This is a genomic window from Spirosoma knui (assembly GCF_054780635.1).
Genome location: NZ_BAAGVY010000009.1, coordinates 1 through 17,380, shown reverse-complemented (window position 1 = coordinate 17,380; position 17,380 = coordinate 1). Strand labels below are relative to the sequence as shown.

Annotated in this window: 18 protein-coding genes, 1 tRNA gene and 1 pseudogene; 12 read left to right on the top strand and 8 right to left on the bottom strand. The window is 51.0% G+C overall.

Going from position 1 to position 17,380, the window contains the following annotated elements; all coding sequences use genetic code 11:
• Positions 1 to 272 precede the first annotated feature (272 nt).
• Entirely contained in the window at positions 273 to 764 is a 492-nt protein-coding gene (locus ACYVIY_RS18160; RefSeq protein WP_460977808.1) for a VOC family protein, read from the bottom strand.
• Positions 765 to 849: 85 nt separating this feature from the next.
• On the opposite strand from ACYVIY_RS18160, the gene ACYVIY_RS18155 reads away from it, so the two are divergent.
• Positions 850 to 1,302 carry a DUF6789 family protein gene (locus ACYVIY_RS18155; protein ID WP_460977807.1) on the top strand — a complete coding sequence of 151 codons (453 nt, stop codon included), beginning with the start codon at positions 850 to 852 and terminating at the stop codon, positions 1,300 to 1,302.
• Between the two features lie 89 nt (positions 1,303 to 1,391).
• Here ACYVIY_RS18155 and ACYVIY_RS18150 read toward each other — a convergent pair whose 3' ends face one another.
• Positions 1,392 to 1,886: a DUF6265 family protein gene (locus ACYVIY_RS18150; protein WP_460977806.1), complete on the bottom strand. Its 495-nt coding sequence runs from the start codon at positions 1,884 to 1,886 to the stop codon at positions 1,392 to 1,394.
• 191 nt (positions 1,887 to 2,077) lie between these two features.
• Here ACYVIY_RS18150 and ACYVIY_RS18145 point away from each other — a divergent pair, with 191 nt between their 5' ends.
• The 4 genes from ACYVIY_RS18145 to ACYVIY_RS18130 all read left to right on the top strand — a co-directional run bounded on the left by ACYVIY_RS18145 (position 2,078) and on the right by ACYVIY_RS18130 (position 4,257).
• A complete protein-coding gene (locus ACYVIY_RS18145; protein ID WP_460977805.1) occupies positions 2,078 to 2,983 on the top strand; it encodes a DnaJ C-terminal domain-containing protein in 906 nt (301 codons plus the stop codon).
• A 9-nt stretch (positions 2,984 to 2,992) separates the two neighbouring features.
• Positions 2,993 to 3,298, top strand: coding sequence for a chaperone modulator CbpM (locus tag ACYVIY_RS18140; protein ID WP_460977804.1), 306 nt, complete (start codon positions 2,993 to 2,995; stop codon positions 3,296 to 3,298).
• A gap of 126 nt (positions 3,299 to 3,424) precedes the next feature.
• Entirely contained in the window at positions 3,425 to 3,697 is a 273-nt protein-coding gene (locus tag ACYVIY_RS18135) for a hypothetical protein (protein ID WP_460977803.1), read from the top strand.
• 101 nt (positions 3,698 to 3,798) lie between these two features.
• Positions 3,799 to 4,257, top strand: a complete 459-nt coding sequence (locus ACYVIY_RS18130) for a hypothetical protein (RefSeq protein WP_460977802.1) — start codon at positions 3,799 to 3,801, stop codon at positions 4,255 to 4,257.
• A 155-nt stretch (positions 4,258 to 4,412) separates the two neighbouring features.
• On the opposite strand, the gene ACYVIY_RS18125 is transcribed toward ACYVIY_RS18130, so the two are convergent.
• Together ACYVIY_RS18125 and ACYVIY_RS18120 are read right to left on the bottom strand one after the other, a co-directional pair.
• A complete protein-coding gene (locus ACYVIY_RS18125; RefSeq protein ID WP_460977801.1) occupies positions 4,413 to 4,631 on the bottom strand; it encodes a hypothetical protein in 219 nt (72 codons plus the stop codon).
• 30 nt (positions 4,632 to 4,661) lie between these two features.
• The gene (locus ACYVIY_RS18120; RefSeq protein ID WP_460977800.1) at positions 4,662 to 5,828 is read right to left on the bottom strand and encodes an esterase; all 1,167 of its coding nucleotides are present in this window, start codon (positions 5,826 to 5,828) and stop codon (positions 4,662 to 4,664) included.
• Between the two features lie 163 nt (positions 5,829 to 5,991).
• Here ACYVIY_RS18120 and ACYVIY_RS18115 point away from each other — a divergent pair, with 163 nt between their 5' ends.
• The 5 genes from ACYVIY_RS18115 (at position 5,992) to ACYVIY_RS18095 (ending at position 11,907) form a co-directional block, all read left to right on the top strand.
• Positions 5,992 to 7,038: a sensor histidine kinase gene (locus tag ACYVIY_RS18115; protein ID WP_460977799.1), complete on the top strand. Its 1,047-nt coding sequence runs from the start codon at positions 5,992 to 5,994 to the stop codon at positions 7,036 to 7,038.
• Positions 7,019 to 7,846: a LytR/AlgR family response regulator transcription factor gene (locus ACYVIY_RS18110; RefSeq protein WP_460977798.1), complete on the top strand. Its 828-nt coding sequence runs from the start codon at positions 7,019 to 7,021 to the stop codon at positions 7,844 to 7,846. Before ACYVIY_RS18115 ends, ACYVIY_RS18110 begins: the two co-directional genes overlap by 20 nt.
• Before the next feature lie 99 nt (positions 7,847 to 7,945).
• Positions 7,946 to 9,379, top strand: a complete 1,434-nt coding sequence (locus ACYVIY_RS18105; protein ID WP_460977797.1) for a S41 family peptidase — start codon at positions 7,946 to 7,948, stop codon at positions 9,377 to 9,379.
• Positions 9,380 to 9,507: 128 nt separating this feature from the next.
• Positions 9,508 to 11,085 carry a M81 family metallopeptidase gene (locus ACYVIY_RS18100; RefSeq protein ID WP_460977796.1) on the top strand — a complete coding sequence of 526 codons (1,578 nt, stop codon included), beginning with the start codon at positions 9,508 to 9,510 and terminating at the stop codon, positions 11,083 to 11,085.
• Positions 11,086 to 11,181: 96 nt separating this feature from the next.
• On the top strand, positions 11,182 to 11,907 hold the full coding sequence (locus ACYVIY_RS18095) for a DUF72 domain-containing protein (RefSeq protein WP_460977795.1): 726 nt from the start codon (positions 11,182 to 11,184) through the stop codon (positions 11,905 to 11,907).
• A gap of 13 nt (positions 11,908 to 11,920) precedes the next feature.
• On the opposite strand, the gene ACYVIY_RS18090 is transcribed toward ACYVIY_RS18095, so the two are convergent.
• Positions 11,921 to 12,169, bottom strand: coding sequence for a hypothetical protein (locus tag ACYVIY_RS18090; protein WP_460977794.1), 249 nt, complete (start codon positions 12,167 to 12,169; stop codon positions 11,921 to 11,923).
• Positions 12,170 to 12,317: 148 nt separating this feature from the next.
• Between ACYVIY_RS18090 and ACYVIY_RS18085 the strand changes: the two genes are divergently transcribed.
• A complete protein-coding gene (locus tag ACYVIY_RS18085; RefSeq protein WP_460977793.1) occupies positions 12,318 to 13,442 on the top strand; it encodes a DmpA family aminopeptidase in 1,125 nt (374 codons plus the stop codon).
• Between the two features lie 34 nt (positions 13,443 to 13,476).
• On the opposite strand, the gene ACYVIY_RS18080 is transcribed toward ACYVIY_RS18085, so the two are convergent.
• Together ACYVIY_RS18080 and ACYVIY_RS18075 are read right to left on the bottom strand one after the other, a co-directional pair.
• A complete protein-coding gene (locus ACYVIY_RS18080; protein WP_460977792.1) occupies positions 13,477 to 14,043 on the bottom strand; it encodes a hypothetical protein in 567 nt (188 codons plus the stop codon).
• A 167-nt stretch (positions 14,044 to 14,210) separates the two neighbouring features.
• The gene (locus tag ACYVIY_RS18075; protein ID WP_460977791.1) at positions 14,211 to 16,265 is read right to left on the bottom strand and encodes an OPT family oligopeptide transporter; all 2,055 of its coding nucleotides are present in this window, start codon (positions 16,263 to 16,265) and stop codon (positions 14,211 to 14,213) included.
• A 135-nt stretch (positions 16,266 to 16,400) separates the two neighbouring features.
• Here ACYVIY_RS18075 and ACYVIY_RS18070 point away from each other — a divergent pair.
• Positions 16,401 to 16,473, top strand: a tRNA-Gly gene (locus ACYVIY_RS18070).
• Between the two features lie 190 nt (positions 16,474 to 16,663).
• On the opposite strand, the pseudogene ACYVIY_RS18065 reads toward ACYVIY_RS18070, so the two are convergent.
• Positions 16,664 to 17,281: pseudogene (locus tag ACYVIY_RS18065) on the bottom strand (IS982 family transposase); the annotation flags it as partial.
• Between the last annotated feature and the right edge of the window lie 99 nt (positions 17,282 to 17,380).

The following is a 17,380-nucleotide window of genomic DNA, read 5'->3' as shown; positions in this document are numbered from 1 at the left end:
AAAGCAGGAAAGCATGGGTAATATAGCTAAATTCTCTGCAAATAGCCGACAACTGAACGTAACACCAGGCTTTGTATTGAGTTAACGAGCAAATCGACTACTACCAGCAAATAAGGTAAGATTTTGTGGAGCCTGGGGTAACCAATGCGTCATAAATCAAAAGCCCTGATAGACTTTTGGTCGAAAAGGCTTCAGAGTAGGAGGGGCGGTTATCGCTGAGGTAAATCTACCTGCGGCAAGGAGAACAGGGGAAACGCTTCTTTACCCTACTCTTACTTAGTCAACTCTGTAAGCAGGTCGTTCAGGTCCAGTCGGTGCGTATACATCTCAATAGACCCGTCGGGTTTGTGTGGCCACTGATCCATCGGACGATCCCAATACAGTTCTACCCCGTTTTGATCTGGATCATTCAGGTACAAAGCTTCCGATACGCCATGGTCAGAAGCGCCCGTAATGGGGTATTTGGCGTCAATCAACCGTTGAAACGCGACGGCCAGGTCGCGTCGTGTCGGATAAAGAATAGCGGTGTGAAACAGGCCTGCGCTGTGAACCGGCGCGGGTGGGGCGTTTTTGCTGTACCACGTATTGAGGCCAATGTGGTGATGATACCCGCCCGCCGAAATGAACGCAGCCTCTTTTCCGTAGGTGGTTATCAGGGAAAAACCCAGCAAATCGCAGTAGAAAGCCAGCGCGCGATCCAGATCGGCTACTTTGAGGTGAACGTGACCAATACGGGTCTGTGCGGGGATTGTGTAAGGTGCCATAGACGAACAGATTGTAGCGATTCGCGCTAAATTTAGTTTATACTGCATTGCTCCCTACTAACCACCAACCTTGAATACGCAGGCTATGAAGTTCTTAGAGATCATTATTGCCGGTATAGCCGGAACAGCCCTGATGACGCTGTTCATGTATATCATGACCTTCTTTACCGAACGAGTCATGAAAGTAACCAAGATTTTAGGTACGATGCTAACGTTTGAGACGTCGCCCGATGGAAAGCTCTCGGATAGTAAGCGAGCGATTGCGGTGGGCATTCTGGCGCATTATACCATCGGTATTGCCTTTGCCTTAGCCTATTATCTTCTCTGGTCGCTGCATATTGGCCGACCCGATATCCAATCGGGAATCTGGTTTGGCGTCGGAAGCGGGTTGGTCGCCATCGTGTCCTGGTTCAGCTTTTTTGCGATGCATCCCAAGCCCCCCGCCATACAGTTGAAGCCATATTTATTGAGCCTGTTTGTAGCGCATATCGTATTTACTTACGGCGTTATTCTAACGTATAACTGGTTACGTTCTTAGGCTAAACGTATCGGCCTGAGCAAACCGACTACCCACGCGATACGTAGTCCAGAAACCGTTTGCTTCGTACTGGCCGACGTAACGGGGGGCTATCGAACGCGGTTGAAGACAAACAGATCGCTGAATGACCACTGGCCTTCTTTCTGTTGACCCCGCTGGATCGCTAGCTGGTCCTTGCCGCGTTTTTCGTAGATAATACGAATGGAGCCGTCTTCTTTTTCGAACAGCGCCCGGTCTTTTTCGGCGGAGATAAACCGGTACCGATCCGACTTGTCTTTTTCTTCCTGCCCGATTAGACCGGGTTTAAAGTGTTTCACCATCGAGACGGGCCCTTGTTCGGTTTGCTCATAAACCAGGATTTCATACATGGTGACTTTGCTGTCTTTCATCATTCGGATAAATCCGGCGGCATTGTTACCTGCTGGAGCCATCCAGGTCGCTTCAATTGGCCCACCGTTGAAGGTGCCCTGCCAGTGCCCTTCAATGAAACTGATGTCGGCTAAACTACCTGTTTTCGATGCCGTTTGGGCCTTAGCGGCAAGGGTTAAGCAGAAAAGAGCAAGGATAAGTAAGCCTTTTTTCATGGGCTAAAATCAAGTAAAATTTTGTTTATGGTATGATACCTAGGTCTGAAAGAAGTAATCCGAAGGTTTATAACCGGATGGCGTAGGTGACAAGATTATTTAACCCAAAGCTGCGGTGTGAATATCGGCAACCTTCCTGATGGGTTGCTCGTTTACGGAAGTGGCTGCTACACGCTTTGTTTTTAACCACTATGGACTTTGTTGATTACTACAATGTGCTGGGTGTTCCCAAAAACGCGTCTGACGAAGACATCCGGAAGGCGTATCGTAAACTGGCCCGCAAGCACCACCCCGATCTGAATCCGAACGACACTGAGGCTAACAAAAAGTTTCAGCAGATTAACGAAGCGAACGAAGTACTAAGCGATGCGGAGAAACGGAAGAAGTACGATCAGTACGGCAGAGACTGGCAACAGGCTGAGCAGTTCGAGCAAGCCCGCCAGCAACAGCAGCAACGTCGTCAGCAAGCGCGGGGCACAACAGGCGATTATGATTTTTCGGAAGGATTTGGCGGAGCTGATTTCTCAGACTTTCTGTCGTCAATGTTTGGGCAGGAAGGCGGTCCCCGGGCGGGTCGGCGCGAAGCCCTATTCCGGGGGCAGGATTACCAGGCCGAGCTGCACATAAGTCTGCGCGACGCCTATAAAACGCATAAACAAACGCTGAGCATTGATGGTAAAACGATAAGCATTACCGTAAAGGCGGGTGTCGAAAATGGTCAGAAAATCAAGCTGGCTGGCTATGGCGGGCCAGGCGTTAACGGCGGTCCTGCGGGCGATCTGTACATTACGTTCGTGATTGCCGATGACAGTCGCTATAAGCGCAAAGGCAACGATCTTTACGTGGATGAAGAGATCGACCTGTATACGGCGCTGTTAGGCGGTGAGAAAGTTATCGATACGCTGGATGGTCGCGTAAAGGTAACGGTACCGCCCGAAACGCAGAATGGCACTAAAGTGCGGTTGAAAGGCAAAGGATTTCCTGTTTACAAACAGGAAGGCGCGTTCGGTGATTTATACGTGCAGTGGCAGGTGAAGTTACCAACAAACCTGACGGACGAACAGAAAGACCTATTCCGGAAATTAGCCAGCCTTTAAATGAATCCTATGCAAACGAACCCCTTAATCCCTGTTAGCGAGTTCTGTCTGTATCATCAGGTTGACGTTACGTTCATCGACGTGTTGGAGCAGCGTGGACTCATTCAGATTACAGTGATCGAGCAGGTGGCCTACGTTCAACCCGACGAGCTGCCTCGGTTAGAGCAACTAGTACGTCTGCATCAGGACCTGGCGATTCACGCCGACGATCTGGATGTTGTGAGCGACCTCCTGAAGCGGATTGAGTTACTACAGCAGCAGGTAATCCAACTGCAAAATCAGCTGGCGTTCTATGAGCCGTTGAACGGTTTATAGTTGGGCGTACGTACCCAGTTCCTTAAACTTACCAGCGTAAACATTCGATTTGACTAGTGGGTTGAGGGTGCAACGACGAGCTACGTAACGCGAGCCCAAATGCGAACGTAATAAACCAGCTCAACCATGGAAAACGAAGCAAACAAGTCTGGCTCTGAAAAGCCAGATGATCAGGTAGACGGCGTAGCTGATAAATCAGGTCTGGGGCACTCCGGCACAGAGAACGACGAAAAACGGAGCGTACCGAAAGACGGCCCCAGTGGTGAAAACACCAAAAATGACGGTGAACGCGGAGGTGGCTTATGGACCAGCGGTGGTCAGGTAACGGCCGGTACCCCTTACCACGGCGAGTACGGCAAACCCGAACCTAATCGGGAAGCCACTACTGAAGACGAATAAACCTGCCCTTCAGGTAGATGAACAAACGGCCGACTACTATAAAATGGTGGTCGGCCGTCTGTGTTTACTCGTACTTTTACAGAATTAAACTATTCTGCTTCATGCGACTTATTCTCTCTTGTGTAACCTTGTTGATTTGCCTGGCGGCTTGTGGCAAACGGCCCTCCGAAACAACATCATCCACTGACTCCGTTGCAACGACAACTGCCTCCCAGACGGCTTGCTTTCAACAGGTCGTAGGGCGCGATACAACCGTACTGCACTTAACTGTCAACGAATCAATTGTAACGGGCGAGTTGTCGGTACTGCCGTTCGAGAAAGATCGCGCGGTTGGTCCTATTCGTGGTACGCTAACAAACGGCCAGATACAGGCCGATTGGCAACGCTCGGGCGAGGGGGTTACGCAGCCTTATGAAGTTCTGTTTACCATTAAAGGCGATTCCGTAACATGGCTCGAAGGTGAACGCATTGAAAAACAAGGCAAGTGGGTACTGGCAAACCCAGAGCAGGGGTATCAATACGTATTGACGAGAGTCGATTGCGCTCCCGAACGTGACTAATCCCGGCAAGCGACTTTTTTGCTAGTTACTTATCAGGCTTTAATGCTGATTAGCGTAGGCCAAGAATGCCGATGCTTCGGAAGAACAGTTAGGTTCAGGAATGGTTATCTGGCGAATCCTGGCTGTTAGGGATTAATCAGATCTTTCTAGTCACTTTAATAAATCGGTTGCGCTTTATACTCGTGCTGGGCTGCTGGACCGCCGTGAAGTACAATGACAACCTCTGGTTTGTGCCCGATTTTCCGGTACGCTAGCTTCGGACTTTCACCTACAAAACCATCCTGGCCGTGGCTAGTACTTGAGGTAAGCACCAGTAGTAGGTAAACGATAGCCATCGTTGCGAACAGAGCCGATTTGTTACGTAGCCGATTCATCGTTTACCTACTGATTAGCACGTGCGAACCTTACTGAAACAGCAAGGGCGTGTACTCGTTCAGGTAATGCCGCCAGTTGATCCAGGTGTGGCCACCGTCGGTTTCCTTGTATTGATATTTGATTTGATGCTTGTCGAGCAGGGCCATGGTTTGCTTGCAGGGTTCCATCAGGAAATCATCTTTACCGATCTCGAACAGAAACACCTTTTTGTTCTTGTTGAAATTAGGGTCTTGTAAGGCTTTGGCATACTGCGTTTCGGCCTCGCCAATAGAACCGCCGAAGAAACCGGAACTGAACACCCCTACGTAATTGAACAACTCAGGGCGCGACAGGCTCACGTTTAGTGTTTGGATGCCGCCCATCGACAGACCCGCCAGCGCCCGATTGTTAGCTCCGGTTAAGACTCGATAGCTCTTTTCTACGTAAGGCATTACGTCTTTCGTGAGTTCGTTGGCAAACATCTCCTGCATTTTAGGAAGCATTTTGGCAAAGTCAGCCATACCGGACGAAGGGGGCATCGGCATGCTGCCGTTCGGCATGACTACGATCATAGGCTTGGCTTTTCCAGCGGCAATCAGGTTATCAAGGATGAAACTGGCCCGACCAATGGTGTTCCAACCTGAATCATCGTCGCCACCCCCGTGGAGCAGGTAAAAAACGGGATATTTCGACTTGCTTTGTTCATAGCCCGGCGGTGTGTATACGTGCATCCGGCGGGGCATTCCCAGTGAATTGGACTGGTACCAGACTTGCCGCACTTCGCCATGTGGAACCGGCTGATTATCCTCAAAAGCGGTCTCCTTGCCTACCACCGCCATCATATTCTCCAAACTGCTGATGCCTTGCTTGACAGACGGATTCTTGGGGTCCATCGTCCGCACTCCGTCGACCATCAGCGTATAACTGTAATAGTCTGGCTTGAGTGGGCCAACCACCACCGACCATACGCCTTGCTCATCTTTGGTCAGATTGAGTGGTTTGGGCTGCCCCAAAAAATCTCCTGAGACAGTTACTTCACTGGCTTTAGGCGCATACAGGCGAATGGCGACCCGGTTATCGGCCAGTACGTTCGGAGATTTGAGCGTATCGTTAGGCGTTGGCTGGCGCTGGGGTGCCTGGGCCATTACCTGCAAACTTGTCGCGAAGAGGGCTATGCCTAATCGGATGCCTGTATTCAGTGTAGCGAGACGTAACATAGGGCTAAAAGGGTGTCTTGTTTTCAACAAAAGACAGCAGTTAGGTTAAGCTACCGCTATTTACTCCTGTACGTTGAACTTCCGACACTTAAGCAGGCCTTTCCGACACTTCGGTAGCCCTACGCTTTCGCGTCAGCCGGTTTTTTAACACATTTACACTCTGATGGAAAAGCTAAACGATCGCTGGATGCGACTGGTGGGCGTACCGCTCATCTCGATTGTCTCCAACTATATCTTCTACCAGCCCAGCAACGATGTTAACCACATCAGTCGTTGGGTAGCCCTGCTCGTAAGCCTGGTCGAGTGCGTGCTGCTTTGGGAGGCAGTCCGGCTAGGTATCATTCGGGCGCGTCGGCATTATCCTAGACTCAACCAAACTACCCCCCGTATTCTGGAGCAGGTTGTCTGGTTCCTGATCGTTACGGTGGTTCAGCGAGTTGGTATCATGTACCTCTACGACGTAACGCTGTTTTGGGGCTACCCGATCTCCGAACGGTCCTACTGGGTCAATACGTTGATTCCGTTTCTGTTTACCGTGCCGATGGCGGCTATTTACGAAGCCAAATATTTGTACCACCAGTGGTGGTCGACCTATCACGAGGCTGAACGACTCAAAAAGGAAGCACTGCAAAGCCAACTCGATTCACTAAAGTCCCAGATCAATCCGCACTTTTTGTTTAACAGCCTCAGTACGTTATCGTCGCTGGTGGCCGAGAACCCGAAACAGGCCGAACGCTTTATCGAAGAATTAGCCTCGGTATACCGCTACGTCCTGCAGACCAACGAACAGTTGCTGACAACGCTGGCGAGTGAACTCCAGTTTATCCGGGCGTATTTTCATTTGCTGCAAATGCGCTTTGGCCGGAGTGTCGAGCTAGATCTATCGATTGACGAACGTTATCTCTCATTTATGATTCCGCCGTTGACCTTGCAGCTACTCGTTGAAAACGCCGTAAAACACAATGCTGCCCTGCCGAGTAAGCCGCTTGTGATCCGAATCTATTCTGACGAAGCGAGTAATCTGTTTGTTCTGAATACAGTCCGGAAAAAGACGAATCTGGTGCCCTCGAACCAGACTGGACTGGCTAATATCACGGCTAAATACCGTCTGTTGGGTCAGCCCGATGTGCTGGTAAAACAAACGGACGACTGTTTTCAGGTGATGATTCCGCTCATTCAAGAAACCCATTATGACTATTCTCATCATTGAAGACGAAGAACTGACCGCCCGTAAGCTTCAGCGACTACTAGTCGACGTAGAGCCAACCGCCAATGTTGTCGGCATGACTGTTAGCGTTGAGGAGTCAGTAGACTGGCTACGAAGCAACCCACAGCCCGATCTGATCTTCATGGATATTGAACTGGCCGACGGACAGAGCTTCGATATTTTCAATCAGGTTACGGTGAAAAGCCCCGTCATTTTCACGACCGCTTACGATGAATACGCCATTCGGGCGTTTAAGGTAAATAGCATCGACTATCTGCTAAAGCCCGTCAAAGAAGACGATTTGCGGCAGGCGTTAGCCAAGTTGAATGCCTTCAAACGAGTGCTTGTCGATCAGGCTGGCCTGGCGGTGACGAGTACCTTCGAGTCATCATTAGCGAGCTTACTTGGGCAGTTACGCGCTGTGCAACCGGTGCCGGATTCTTTTGGTGAAGTTATTCGCCCAGCCGCTACGTTCCGTGATCGATTCATGATCAAGCAGGGGCAGCGCTTATTTTCGATCAGCATTGAGGAGGTCGCCTATATTTTCTCCCGCAACAAAATGGCGTTTCTCAAAACCCGTGACGGACACGAATGGCTCATTGATTATACCCTGGATGAACTGGTACACATGCTCGACCCTCGGCGTTTTTTCCGGCTTAACCGCCAGGTCATTGCCGAATTACGGTCTATCGACAAAGCGCATCTGTACTTCAACAGCAAATTGAAGGTGAATCTATGCCCGGCTTTTGAGGAAGAAGTCATTATCAGCCGTGAGAAGGCGGGTGAATTTAAGCTTTGGTTGGGCGAATGAAACTGACGCCCCAGCGCTGAATTTCGACTGTTGGGTAGCCGCTCCATTTTGGCAGCGGCTTTTTTCGGCCAGTTTTGCTCAATCAAAAAACAACAATCTATGAAAACGCTGTTCGCTACCTTCCTCTGCATACTCCTCTGTTCACCGCTTATCGCTCAAACGCTGACGCCCGAACAGCTCCAAACCGATTTTGCCCGTTTCCGGACGGCATTGAATGAGGTTCATCCCGAGATGTATCGCTATACGCCAAAGCCGACATTCGATTCGCTGTTTGCGGCTACGTCGGCTCAGCTAAACCGTTCCATGACGCAGCAGGAATTCTACGTAACGATGGTGCCGTTGCTAACTGCTCTGCGGGACGGTCACATCAAGTGGATCGTTTCCGGGCGCGATGAGCACTACCCATTTTCGACAGATAAGCTGTTCCCTCTGAAGTTGTATTTTCTGGACAGCAAAGCCTGGGTAGTCGGGAATTATGGTACCGGTACTATTCCGGCCGGAGCTGAACTTGTCTCGATTAATGGGCAACCAATAGCCGCCATCATTCAGAAGTTGCTGCCCAACATGATGTTTGCCGACGGTGACCGGATTGGCGGCAAATACGAAGATTTGAATCGATACTTTTCTGGCTACTACGCTACGTTCATTGGTTCTCCCGCTACGTTTGAGGTTGTGTACAAGGCTGGTCATGAAGAAAAAACAGCCGCGCTATCGCCCGTAACCGAAACGACTATCAAACAGTACGTCGAGGCACATAAACCAGCCGGCCAAAAGCCGTTTAGACTAACGTTTGCCGATCAGCAAACTGCCATAATGACGATTGAGCGATTCTGGAGCGACAAAAAAGAGCAGGACTTTCACAAGTTCCTGAAAGAAGCTTTTCGGGAATTGAAAGAAAAAAGTGTACGAAACCTCGTACTAGACCTACGTGACAACGAAGGTGGTGAGGAATCCTGGGGCGTTGAACTCTATACGTACCTGGCCGAAAAACCCTTTCGCTATTACGATCACATCAGTGTGCGGCAGAAAAAGGGATTTTCATTTCCCGCCTGGACCTCGAATCTGTACAAGAAGATGAAATGGCTGGCGGTGAAGAAGCGTGATAATGGCTACATCATGACCATGCTGCCTGGCTTAAAAACGAAGAAACCTAATCGCGATGCGTTTCGGGCTAAGGTATACGTCTTGCTCAATGGAAATAGTTTCTCGGTAACGACCGAATTTGCCGCCCGCGTCCATGCCGATAAACGCGCTACGTTCGTGGGGCAGGAATCGGGGGGCGGCTATAAAGTCAACAGCAGCGGTATCTTCACGATCACCCAGTTACCCAACTCTAAAATTGACCTCGGTATCGGCACGTTCGGGTTCAATATGGCCAACGTACCGGCAGACATCCGGGAAGGGCAGGGCATCATACCCGATCATGCCGTTGCTCCAACCATCGACGATATTCTCAACCACCGTGACCCGGTGATGGATTACACGCTTAAACTGATCCAGAGTCAGCCGTCGGCTTTGGTTGAGGCTAAGTAACCAGGTTCTCTACCCGAAGGCTTGTCTGGAACGGTTAAGAGGTTGAGTTAATGGCCTCTACTAAGCTTCCGTAAGGAGAACGCTTGGTAGAGGCTTGCTTGCGTTTGTCAATACGTTAACTTGGAGGCATGAAACACCTGTTCCTGGGGCTTACTGCCTGCTTCGCTTTTACCGGCTGGGTATCTGCCCAATCGCCAAATACGGCTAACCGAACCAACTTACCACGAATCGCTATTGCGGGACTCGGTATTGAATCAAGTACGTTCTCGCCGGCTGTTACGCACGAAGAAGCCTTTCATGCCCGCTACAGCGGTGAAGTCTTCAACGCGTATCCGTTTATGATGCCCGTTTCTCCCTTGCGCAAACAGGCAGTCTGGTTGCCGGCCATCGTGGGTAAATCGCTGCCGGGAGGAGCCGTAACCCGTGAGGCATACGAATCGCTGGTCAACAAAATGCTGGATTCGCTCCGAAAATATGGTCCTTATGATGGCTTGTACTTCGACATCCACGGCGCGATGAGCGTCAAGGGACTTGACGATCCCGAAGGCGATTTAATCACCCGAATCCGGCAAGTGATCGGTTATAAAACGCTGGTTTCAACTTCCATGGACTTGCACGGCAACGTATCGCCCCGGTTGGCGCAGAACACCGACCTGATGACCTGCTACCGAATGGCACCCCACGAGGATGCCATGCAGACTAAAGAACGGGCGGTAGTGAATCTGCTGGAGCGCATCAAAAGCGGAAAGGGGAAGCCTGCTTACAAGGCGTTGATCGCTATTCCCATTCTGCTACCGGGCGAACAGACCAGCACGCGCATTGAGCCGGGCAAAACCCTGTATCAAGCCGTGGCACCCCTTGCCGATCATCAGGAAGGCATTGTCGATGCGGGTATCTGGATCGGGTACGCCTGGGCCGATGAACCACGCAACCACGCGGCTGTGATGGTAACGGGCGATGATAAAACAAAAGTGACGCAGGCGGCTGAAAAGCTGGCCCTTGACTTCTGGAACGCCCGCTTCAAGTTCGACTTTGTAGCCCCAACCGGTACGTTGGAGCAGTGTCTGGCCAAAGCTTTAGCGAGCCCAAAGCATCCGTTCTTTATCAGCGATACGGGCGATAACCCGACTGCCGGGGGCGCTGGCGATGTAACCTGGACACTCACGCAGATACTGGCTCGGCCCGAGTTTCAAAAGGAAAATGGTCCGTCGCTGATTTATGCGTCTATTCCCGACCCGGAGTTGGTGAAAAAGGCGATAGCGGCTGGTGTGGGGGGCAAGGTGGAAGGTAAGGCAGGCGCTAACGTGGATGCCCGGTTTGCCCCGCCCGTACCCCTCAAAGGCACGGTAGAGTCAATTGTGAAAGGTGACAAAGATGCGGAAGTAGAGGTAGTTATGAAAGTGGGTAGTGTACACGTTATCGTTACGCAGAAACGGAAGCCCTACCATAAGGAAGCAGACTTTACCCGACTGGGCCTGAAGCCCCGCCAGTCCGATATTGTGGTCGTGAAAATCGGTTACCTCGAACCCGAACTGTACGCCATGCGCGCCGACTGGATTATGGCGCTGACGCCCGGCGGTGTCGATCAGGATTTGGCTCGCTTGCCATACAAGCGTATCATCCGGCCGATGTTTCCGCTCGACAAAGACATGAAAACCCCCGACTTATCCGCCCAATTAATCCCCTTATCCGGTGAAGCGAAGTAAGGCGGGTCAAGAATAGTGATTAAGCGAATGCGAACGGCACAAGAAGAAACGGCTGCGGTATAGTTATAGTCTTTGAAAGACTAGCTATACGGTGGCATGGGCATTCACATTGGAACATCAGGCTGGAGTTACGACCACTGGCAAGGTATTTTGTATCCCCTTAAAACACCGGCTGCCAAGCGCTTAACGTATTATCTGGAGCAGTTTGATACCGTTGAGCTGAACAGTAGTTTCTACCGATGGCCCAAGCCCGAAACCTTTGCCGGGTGGCAGGCTAAGCTGCCTGATAATTTTCTATTGTGCGCCGAAGCGCCCCGTTGGCTAACGCACGTCAAAAACCTGAAAGAACCCAAGCTATGGACCGATCGGATTGTGGAAAGCTGGAGCGCTCTGGGCGACAAAAGAGCTATTTTGCTGGTGCAACTGTCACCTCGGTTTGCCATGAACTACGACCGGTTAGCCGATTTTCTGGCTCAGATGCCGTCATGGATTCGGCTCGCTGTTGAGTTTCGCCACCTGAGCTGGCATACCGAAGCTATTTTCGAGTTGCTGCAGCAATACCGCGTAGCGTATTGCATGATGAGCGGGGCGAATCTGCCCTGCATTTATCGCGTAACGGCTCCGGTTATTTACATACGTATGCACGGGCCAGAGTCGCAGCCATTGTACCACGGCAGTTACTCAGACGCCGAACTGAGCGAGTGGGCTGAACACATTCGGTCGTGGAACGCCATCGGAAAAGACATTTACGTGTACTTTAACAACGATATCGATGGCCACGCCATCCGGAATGCCTTAACGCTCCGGTCGATGGCCAGCTAGAACGTATTTAATTCTACACCTTGCCTTTGTGGTCCCAGTGATCTTTAATGACAGCTCCGTTGGGGTCTTTTAATAGCCGACGCGTAAATTGATCGCCTTTGATCCTACCCTGTTCATCAGCCTGACCGATGAACAGGAGAAGCGGATTTCCTTCTTCGTCTGTCTTAAACGCTACGTCATACCGGCCGAATGTAGCCGCAACCATTGTCGACGGTTCGTACGTTTTGTTTAACTGCTTGAGTAACTTCTCGCCGATTTTCATAGCCTTGGTTATTGTTGATACCACAGTAATTCGCAAAGCCTTGTTTGTGTTTTAGCAACTAAGGCTAGGACCGCAAAAGCCTCTTTATTCGTAAGTTTTGACCGTTATCCAGTAATTTGGCCGGGAACCATAAGAACTTACACCGCGAATGGAATCAGTGATACGTATTGTTCTGGCCACTTTATCACTACAAATTGCTTATACGTCCATGGCTCAATCGCCAAAACGCCCGCGTGACTATGGCATTCGGTTTGGGGTGCTACCCACCGGTCAGCATAATGCCATTACCGACGTAGCAGGCGTGCGGGTAGGACAGGTTACGCTTCAGCAAGGGCAAACTGTTCGGACGGGGGTTACGGCGATTGTACCGCACGACGGGAATCTGTTTCAGCAGAAAAGTCCGGCGGCTATTTATATCGGCAATGGCTTCGGTAAACTGTCGGGTTACAGCCAGGTCGAAGAGTTGGGAACCCTCGAAACACCAATCGTGCTGACGAACACGTTGAGTCTGCCAACGGCGGCCGATGCCCTGATCGACTACACCCTGGCGCAGCCGGGCAATGGTCAAGTGCGCTCCGTAAACCCGGTTGTCGGCGAAACAAACGACGGATATCTCAATGATATTCGCGGACGGCACGTAACAAAACAACACGTACTCGACGCAATCCGGCAGGCAAAAGCTGGTCCGGTTGACGAAGGAAACGTTGGAGCGGGTACCGGAACAGTTTGTTTCGGCTTCAAAGGCGGCATTGGTACCGCTTCGCGCAAGCTGCCCGCATCCTTGGGCGGCTATACCGTTGGCGCTTTAGTGCAAACCAATTTTGGGGGTGTGCTGCAAATTGCGGGCGTACCAGTAGGCGTAGCGTTGGGCCGTTATTCATTCAAGGAAAAGCTCGACGGCTCCTGCATGATGGTCGTAATTACTGATGCACCCCTCGACGCCCGGAACCTGAAACGGCTGGCCAAACGAGCGTTCATGGGCTTAGCCCAGACAGGGGGTATCGCTTCAAACGGCAGTGGTGACTACGTCATTGCCGTTTCAACGGCGTATCGCATTCCGCACGAAACGGCCAGCGTATTTGATGAGGTTAAACTACTACGAAACGATAACGTATCGCCCTTATTCATGGCAGCTATTGAAGCGACCGAAGAGGCCATCATCAATTCGCTGTTCGCTGCTCAGACCATGACCGGGGATGAGGGGCATCAGGTAGAACGGTTGCCCGTCGAACGCGTGGTCGAGCTACTTAAAAAGGCAGGCCAGGCGCGGTGATTGAGTGGTTCGCAACAACCTAATAAGCCACCTTCTATCCTTGTCTCAATGCACTTTGTCGTTTAGGTAATGTTAATCGTACTAATCCGTACAAGGTCAGGCCAACGACAAGCAGAAATGCCGCCCACTTCAGGTTGGTAAATACCGAACACAACGAAGCAATTAGATCGGATGAGGTTGGATATGCTTTCAGCAAATAAATAATGCAGCCGTTTTCCAACAGATCAAACAGCAGCGCGATAAGGGGTACTATGTTGATAAGCTGAAAAGATGTGTACAGCCGACTTCGGAAGAGAAGCGACAAAATAAGACAGAACAGCAGCGTATAAATAAACGGGTAGGCGATGTCAGCCGTTAGTTCACCCTGCGCATAAATAGCTCGGCCTTCCGGGCCATACGCAGCTACCATCTGCTGAATTTTGGCCGGATCATAGCCAATCAATAAGTCGATTGGTCCAAGGGTTTGACCCGCCAGGGCGTTCATGTTGGCTTCCAGGGTTCGTAGGATATAGGCTGGAAAGGGTACGTAAAGTAACATAGCCACCAGTAAGGTTTTCCAGGAGGCAATCCGGTACAGAAAGGTTGAGAGTGAGGTGAGCATGGATGTGGGTGGTTTTGAAAAGTAGTATTATGTCTGCTAATTAATACCTGCTCCATTGACTATTACGCATGTACTTACTAACCGGTTGTGGAAGATAACACTACTAAGTAAACGGCCAGTCACAATTGCTGTGACTGGCCGTTTAAGCTCAGAAAAGAAAGGCAATATCAGCGCTTTGTAGCGATTCGCCAGAGAATACCAGCCAGGGTAGCAAACGCTAAAGCGCCCAGCAGTTCATATCCACCTTCGCCCAGGGCACTTGCCAGGGCAGGTTCCAGAGTTAAGGCGGTTAGGCTGTTATAAACCGATTCATTGACCGATAACAGAGCGACGGCAACACCCGCCAGCGCACCCCCTGCTACCAGACCTGTTGCAAACAGATTTCCTTTGCCCAAATCAGCATCTTCTTCAACGATACCCCGGCGTTTGGCTGTGCTATCGGCAATAGCTTTAACCAAACCACCGGCGAAAATGGGCAAGGTTGTCGAAAGGGGTAAGTAAAGCCCAACCGCAAAGGCCAGCGCGCTAACGCCTACCAGCTCAAACACAAAGGCAATAAATGCGCCAACCAGCACAAACTGCCAGTCGAGGTTGAACGACAATAAGCCTTTGATGAGCGTGGCCATGAGCGTTCCTTGCGGAGCCGGAAACTTGTCAGACCCGATCGCGTGCGTAATGCCCTGCGCAACCAGATCGGGCGTAGGAGTGTCGAGGATTTTTACCGTAGCGCCGACAACCAATGAGGAAACGATAACGCCAATAAATAGCGCAATCTGCTGATACCGGGGCGTAGCGCCAATGAGGTAGCCCGTTTTCAGGTCCTGGGACGTAGCGCCAGCGTTGGCAGCCGCTACACAGATCATGCTGCCGACGACCAGCACGGCCGGCTCATAGGCCTTACCCGTCAAGCCGAAACCGATGAACACAAGCGCCGTTCCCATAATGGTAGCAATGGTCATGCCGGATACCGGCGACGAACTCGACCCAATCAACCCAACAATGCGGCTGGCAACCGTTACGAAAAAGAAACCGAACACAATCACCAGTACGGCAATCAACAGTTTGGTCAACAACGAATCACCGGGAATTTGAGGCAGCAACACCATCAATCCCACCAACACCGCGCTGCCAATAATGACCACGCGAACACTCAAATCCTGTTCAGTACGTGCCGTCTGGCTCGCTTCGCTCAGTTGGGTTTCGGTGTCAATCGCGTTCAGCGACGATCGACTAAAGCTCTGCCGGAACGACGACACAATCGTTGGAATCGTTTTGATTAACGTCATGAACCCCCCCGCCGTAACGGCCCCAGCCCCAATTTGTCGGATGTATGCCCGATAAATAGCGGCTGCTGTATCCGTAAACGTATGCGTCTGTGGGTTCCAGCCACCGGGTCCACCGGCCGTCTGTAGGTTATCCAGGTAGCCAAGTTTTTGTAGTTGAAGCGCAATTGTATCGCCTGGCACAACCGAAGCCAGGAGCGGAATGATACCCAGCCACGCCAGAATTCCCCCGCCAACCAGCACGGCCGAAATGCGGAAACCAATGATATAACCTACGCCCAGGTATTCGGGGGTGATTTCCCCGGCTACCTGCGCCGACGGAAAATAGCGGTTGGTTTGTTTGGTTGCCCAGACCGGTACCTCCACGATGACGTGCAGCACTTTCTGCAGTAAGGCGTAAAGCAGGGCAATACCCAGGCCCTGGTAGGCAGTCTTGGCAAAATCGCCCCCTTTTTCTCCGGCAATTAGCACCGATGCACAGGCCGTACCTTCCGGGTAAGGCAACGTACCGTGTTCCTGCACAATCAACGACCGACGTAACGGAATCATCATGAGCGTACCGACTAATCCCCCCAGGATTGATAAGGTCAGGATTGTCCAGTAATTGAAAAACTCGGCACCGGTTCCGTTCGTCAGGAACAGGAAGCCGGGCATGGTAAACACGACGCCCGACGCAATGCTCTCACCCGCCGAACCGGTTGTCTGGATGATGTTGTTTTCGAGAATGGTCGTATTCAGGAATCGGCGACCCAGCGAGATGGCCAGCACCGCAATGGGTATGGAAGCTGACACCGATAGGCCTGCTTTGAGGGAAAGATAAACGGTAGCTGCCCCAAAAAGTACCCCAAATACCGCGCCCGTGATGATGGCTTTCATCGTGAACTCGGCTGGGGATTCGGAAGCAGGTATGAAGGGTTTGTGCGTAGGAGTTGATGTCATGCAGACAGGCTTTTAAACCAAAGAAAGCGAAAACCGCTATTTACCTTGTTAATCGCAATTGAATTAATTTGTTCACGCAGCGAAGGACTTGACAAAGTCAAATAGTTTGCTGTATGTTTGTTGCACGAGTAGTAAGCGGGAGTAGCTCAGTTGGTAGAGCGGCAGCTTCCCAAGCTGCAGGCCGTGGGTTCGAGACCCATTTCCCGCTCAGAAGTAAACTTTTATTTTTCAAGCACTTACGATCTTAACCGTGAGTGCTTTTCTTATTTTATACAGTTTAGGTACAGTGATAGATACAACATTTGTTTTGGTAATGAAGTACTGTCTATATTCTAGCTCCTTTCTGCATAAAAGGTGGGTTCTGATGTGAAATATCTAGTTTAACTTAAGTTGTGTGGTTACAAATAGAACAAGATGTTGTGAGCCAGGATGAAGCCTGCCACTTTCAACAAATAGCCTTTCGCCGTTACCGCATGGATGCGCCGGGGCCATCGGCTGACCAACTGGCTAATGTCAGTCTCTATATGACGTCGGGCTTGCTGGCGCAGCCAGTTGGTGCAGTAGTCGTTGTCGACCCGCCGACAATTGCTGCGCCGAATTGGTTGAAAGGCGATTGCACCGGCTTGCGCCAATAAAACCTCCTGAGCGTAGTGATTATAGGCTTTGTCAGCATAAACCTCACTACCAGCCGGTAAATCGAAGCCCAGCAACTCAAAGCCAATCTGGTCATGAGCGCTGCCAGGTGTGAAGTCGAACTCGATGATCCGACCGTCAGCCGCCGTCATCAGATGCACTTTGTAGCCGTAAAAGTACTCGCGCTTGCTGGCGTTGTAGCCCCGGAAGGCTTTGCCTTTAACCAATCGGCAGCGGCTGATGCGGATGTTTTTGCAAACTGGCAAGGGACACGAGTCCACTGAAAAGCGCGTATTTTCAGCCTTAGCCCATTGACTCAGCAATCCCAGCAGTTCATATAGACGATCCTGTAGGCCGTACAACCGGCGGTTGAACTGAGAACGACCGCTTCGGCCTTTAGATTTAGGCCGTTGTACGATTCTAAGATGCGTCGTGTAACTTAGAGATACTCACAGAATGTGAGCGACCAACCCCGGCAGGAC

Coding starts and splice junctions, on each gene's coding strand:
- ACYVIY_RS18160 (WP_460977808.1), bottom strand. CDS start 764: ATGGCACCTTACACAATCCCCGCACAGACCCGTATTGGTCACGTTCAC.
- ACYVIY_RS18155 (WP_460977807.1), top strand. CDS start 850: ATGAAGTTCTTAGAGATCATTATTGCCGGTATAGCCGGAACAGCCCTG.
- ACYVIY_RS18150 (WP_460977806.1), bottom strand. CDS start 1,886: ATGAAAAAAGGCTTACTTATCCTTGCTCTTTTCTGCTTAACCCTTGCC.
- ACYVIY_RS18145 (WP_460977805.1), top strand. CDS start 2,078: ATGGACTTTGTTGATTACTACAATGTGCTGGGTGTTCCCAAAAACGCG.
- ACYVIY_RS18140 (WP_460977804.1), top strand. CDS start 2,993: ATGCAAACGAACCCCTTAATCCCTGTTAGCGAGTTCTGTCTGTATCAT.
- ACYVIY_RS18135 (WP_460977803.1), top strand. CDS start 3,425: ATGGAAAACGAAGCAAACAAGTCTGGCTCTGAAAAGCCAGATGATCAG.
- ACYVIY_RS18130 (WP_460977802.1), top strand. CDS start 3,799: ATGCGACTTATTCTCTCTTGTGTAACCTTGTTGATTTGCCTGGCGGCT.
- ACYVIY_RS18125 (WP_460977801.1), bottom strand. CDS start 4,631: ATGAATCGGCTACGTAACAAATCGGCTCTGTTCGCAACGATGGCTATC.
- ACYVIY_RS18120 (WP_460977800.1), bottom strand. CDS start 5,828: ATGTTACGTCTCGCTACACTGAATACAGGCATCCGATTAGGCATAGCC.
- ACYVIY_RS18115 (WP_460977799.1), top strand. CDS start 5,992: ATGGAAAAGCTAAACGATCGCTGGATGCGACTGGTGGGCGTACCGCTC.
- ACYVIY_RS18110 (WP_460977798.1), top strand. CDS start 7,019: ATGACTATTCTCATCATTGAAGACGAAGAACTGACCGCCCGTAAGCTT.
- ACYVIY_RS18105 (WP_460977797.1), top strand. CDS start 7,946: ATGAAAACGCTGTTCGCTACCTTCCTCTGCATACTCCTCTGTTCACCG.
- ACYVIY_RS18100 (WP_460977796.1), top strand. CDS start 9,508: ATGAAACACCTGTTCCTGGGGCTTACTGCCTGCTTCGCTTTTACCGGC.
- ACYVIY_RS18095 (WP_460977795.1), top strand. CDS start 11,182: ATGGGCATTCACATTGGAACATCAGGCTGGAGTTACGACCACTGGCAA.
- ACYVIY_RS18090 (WP_460977794.1), bottom strand. CDS start 12,169: ATGAAAATCGGCGAGAAGTTACTCAAGCAGTTAAACAAAACGTACGAA.
- ACYVIY_RS18085 (WP_460977793.1), top strand. CDS start 12,318: ATGGAATCAGTGATACGTATTGTTCTGGCCACTTTATCACTACAAATT.
- ACYVIY_RS18080 (WP_460977792.1), bottom strand. CDS start 14,043: ATGCTCACCTCACTCTCAACCTTTCTGTACCGGATTGCCTCCTGGAAA.
- ACYVIY_RS18075 (WP_460977791.1), bottom strand. CDS start 16,265: ATGACATCAACTCCTACGCACAAACCCTTCATACCTGCTTCCGAATCC.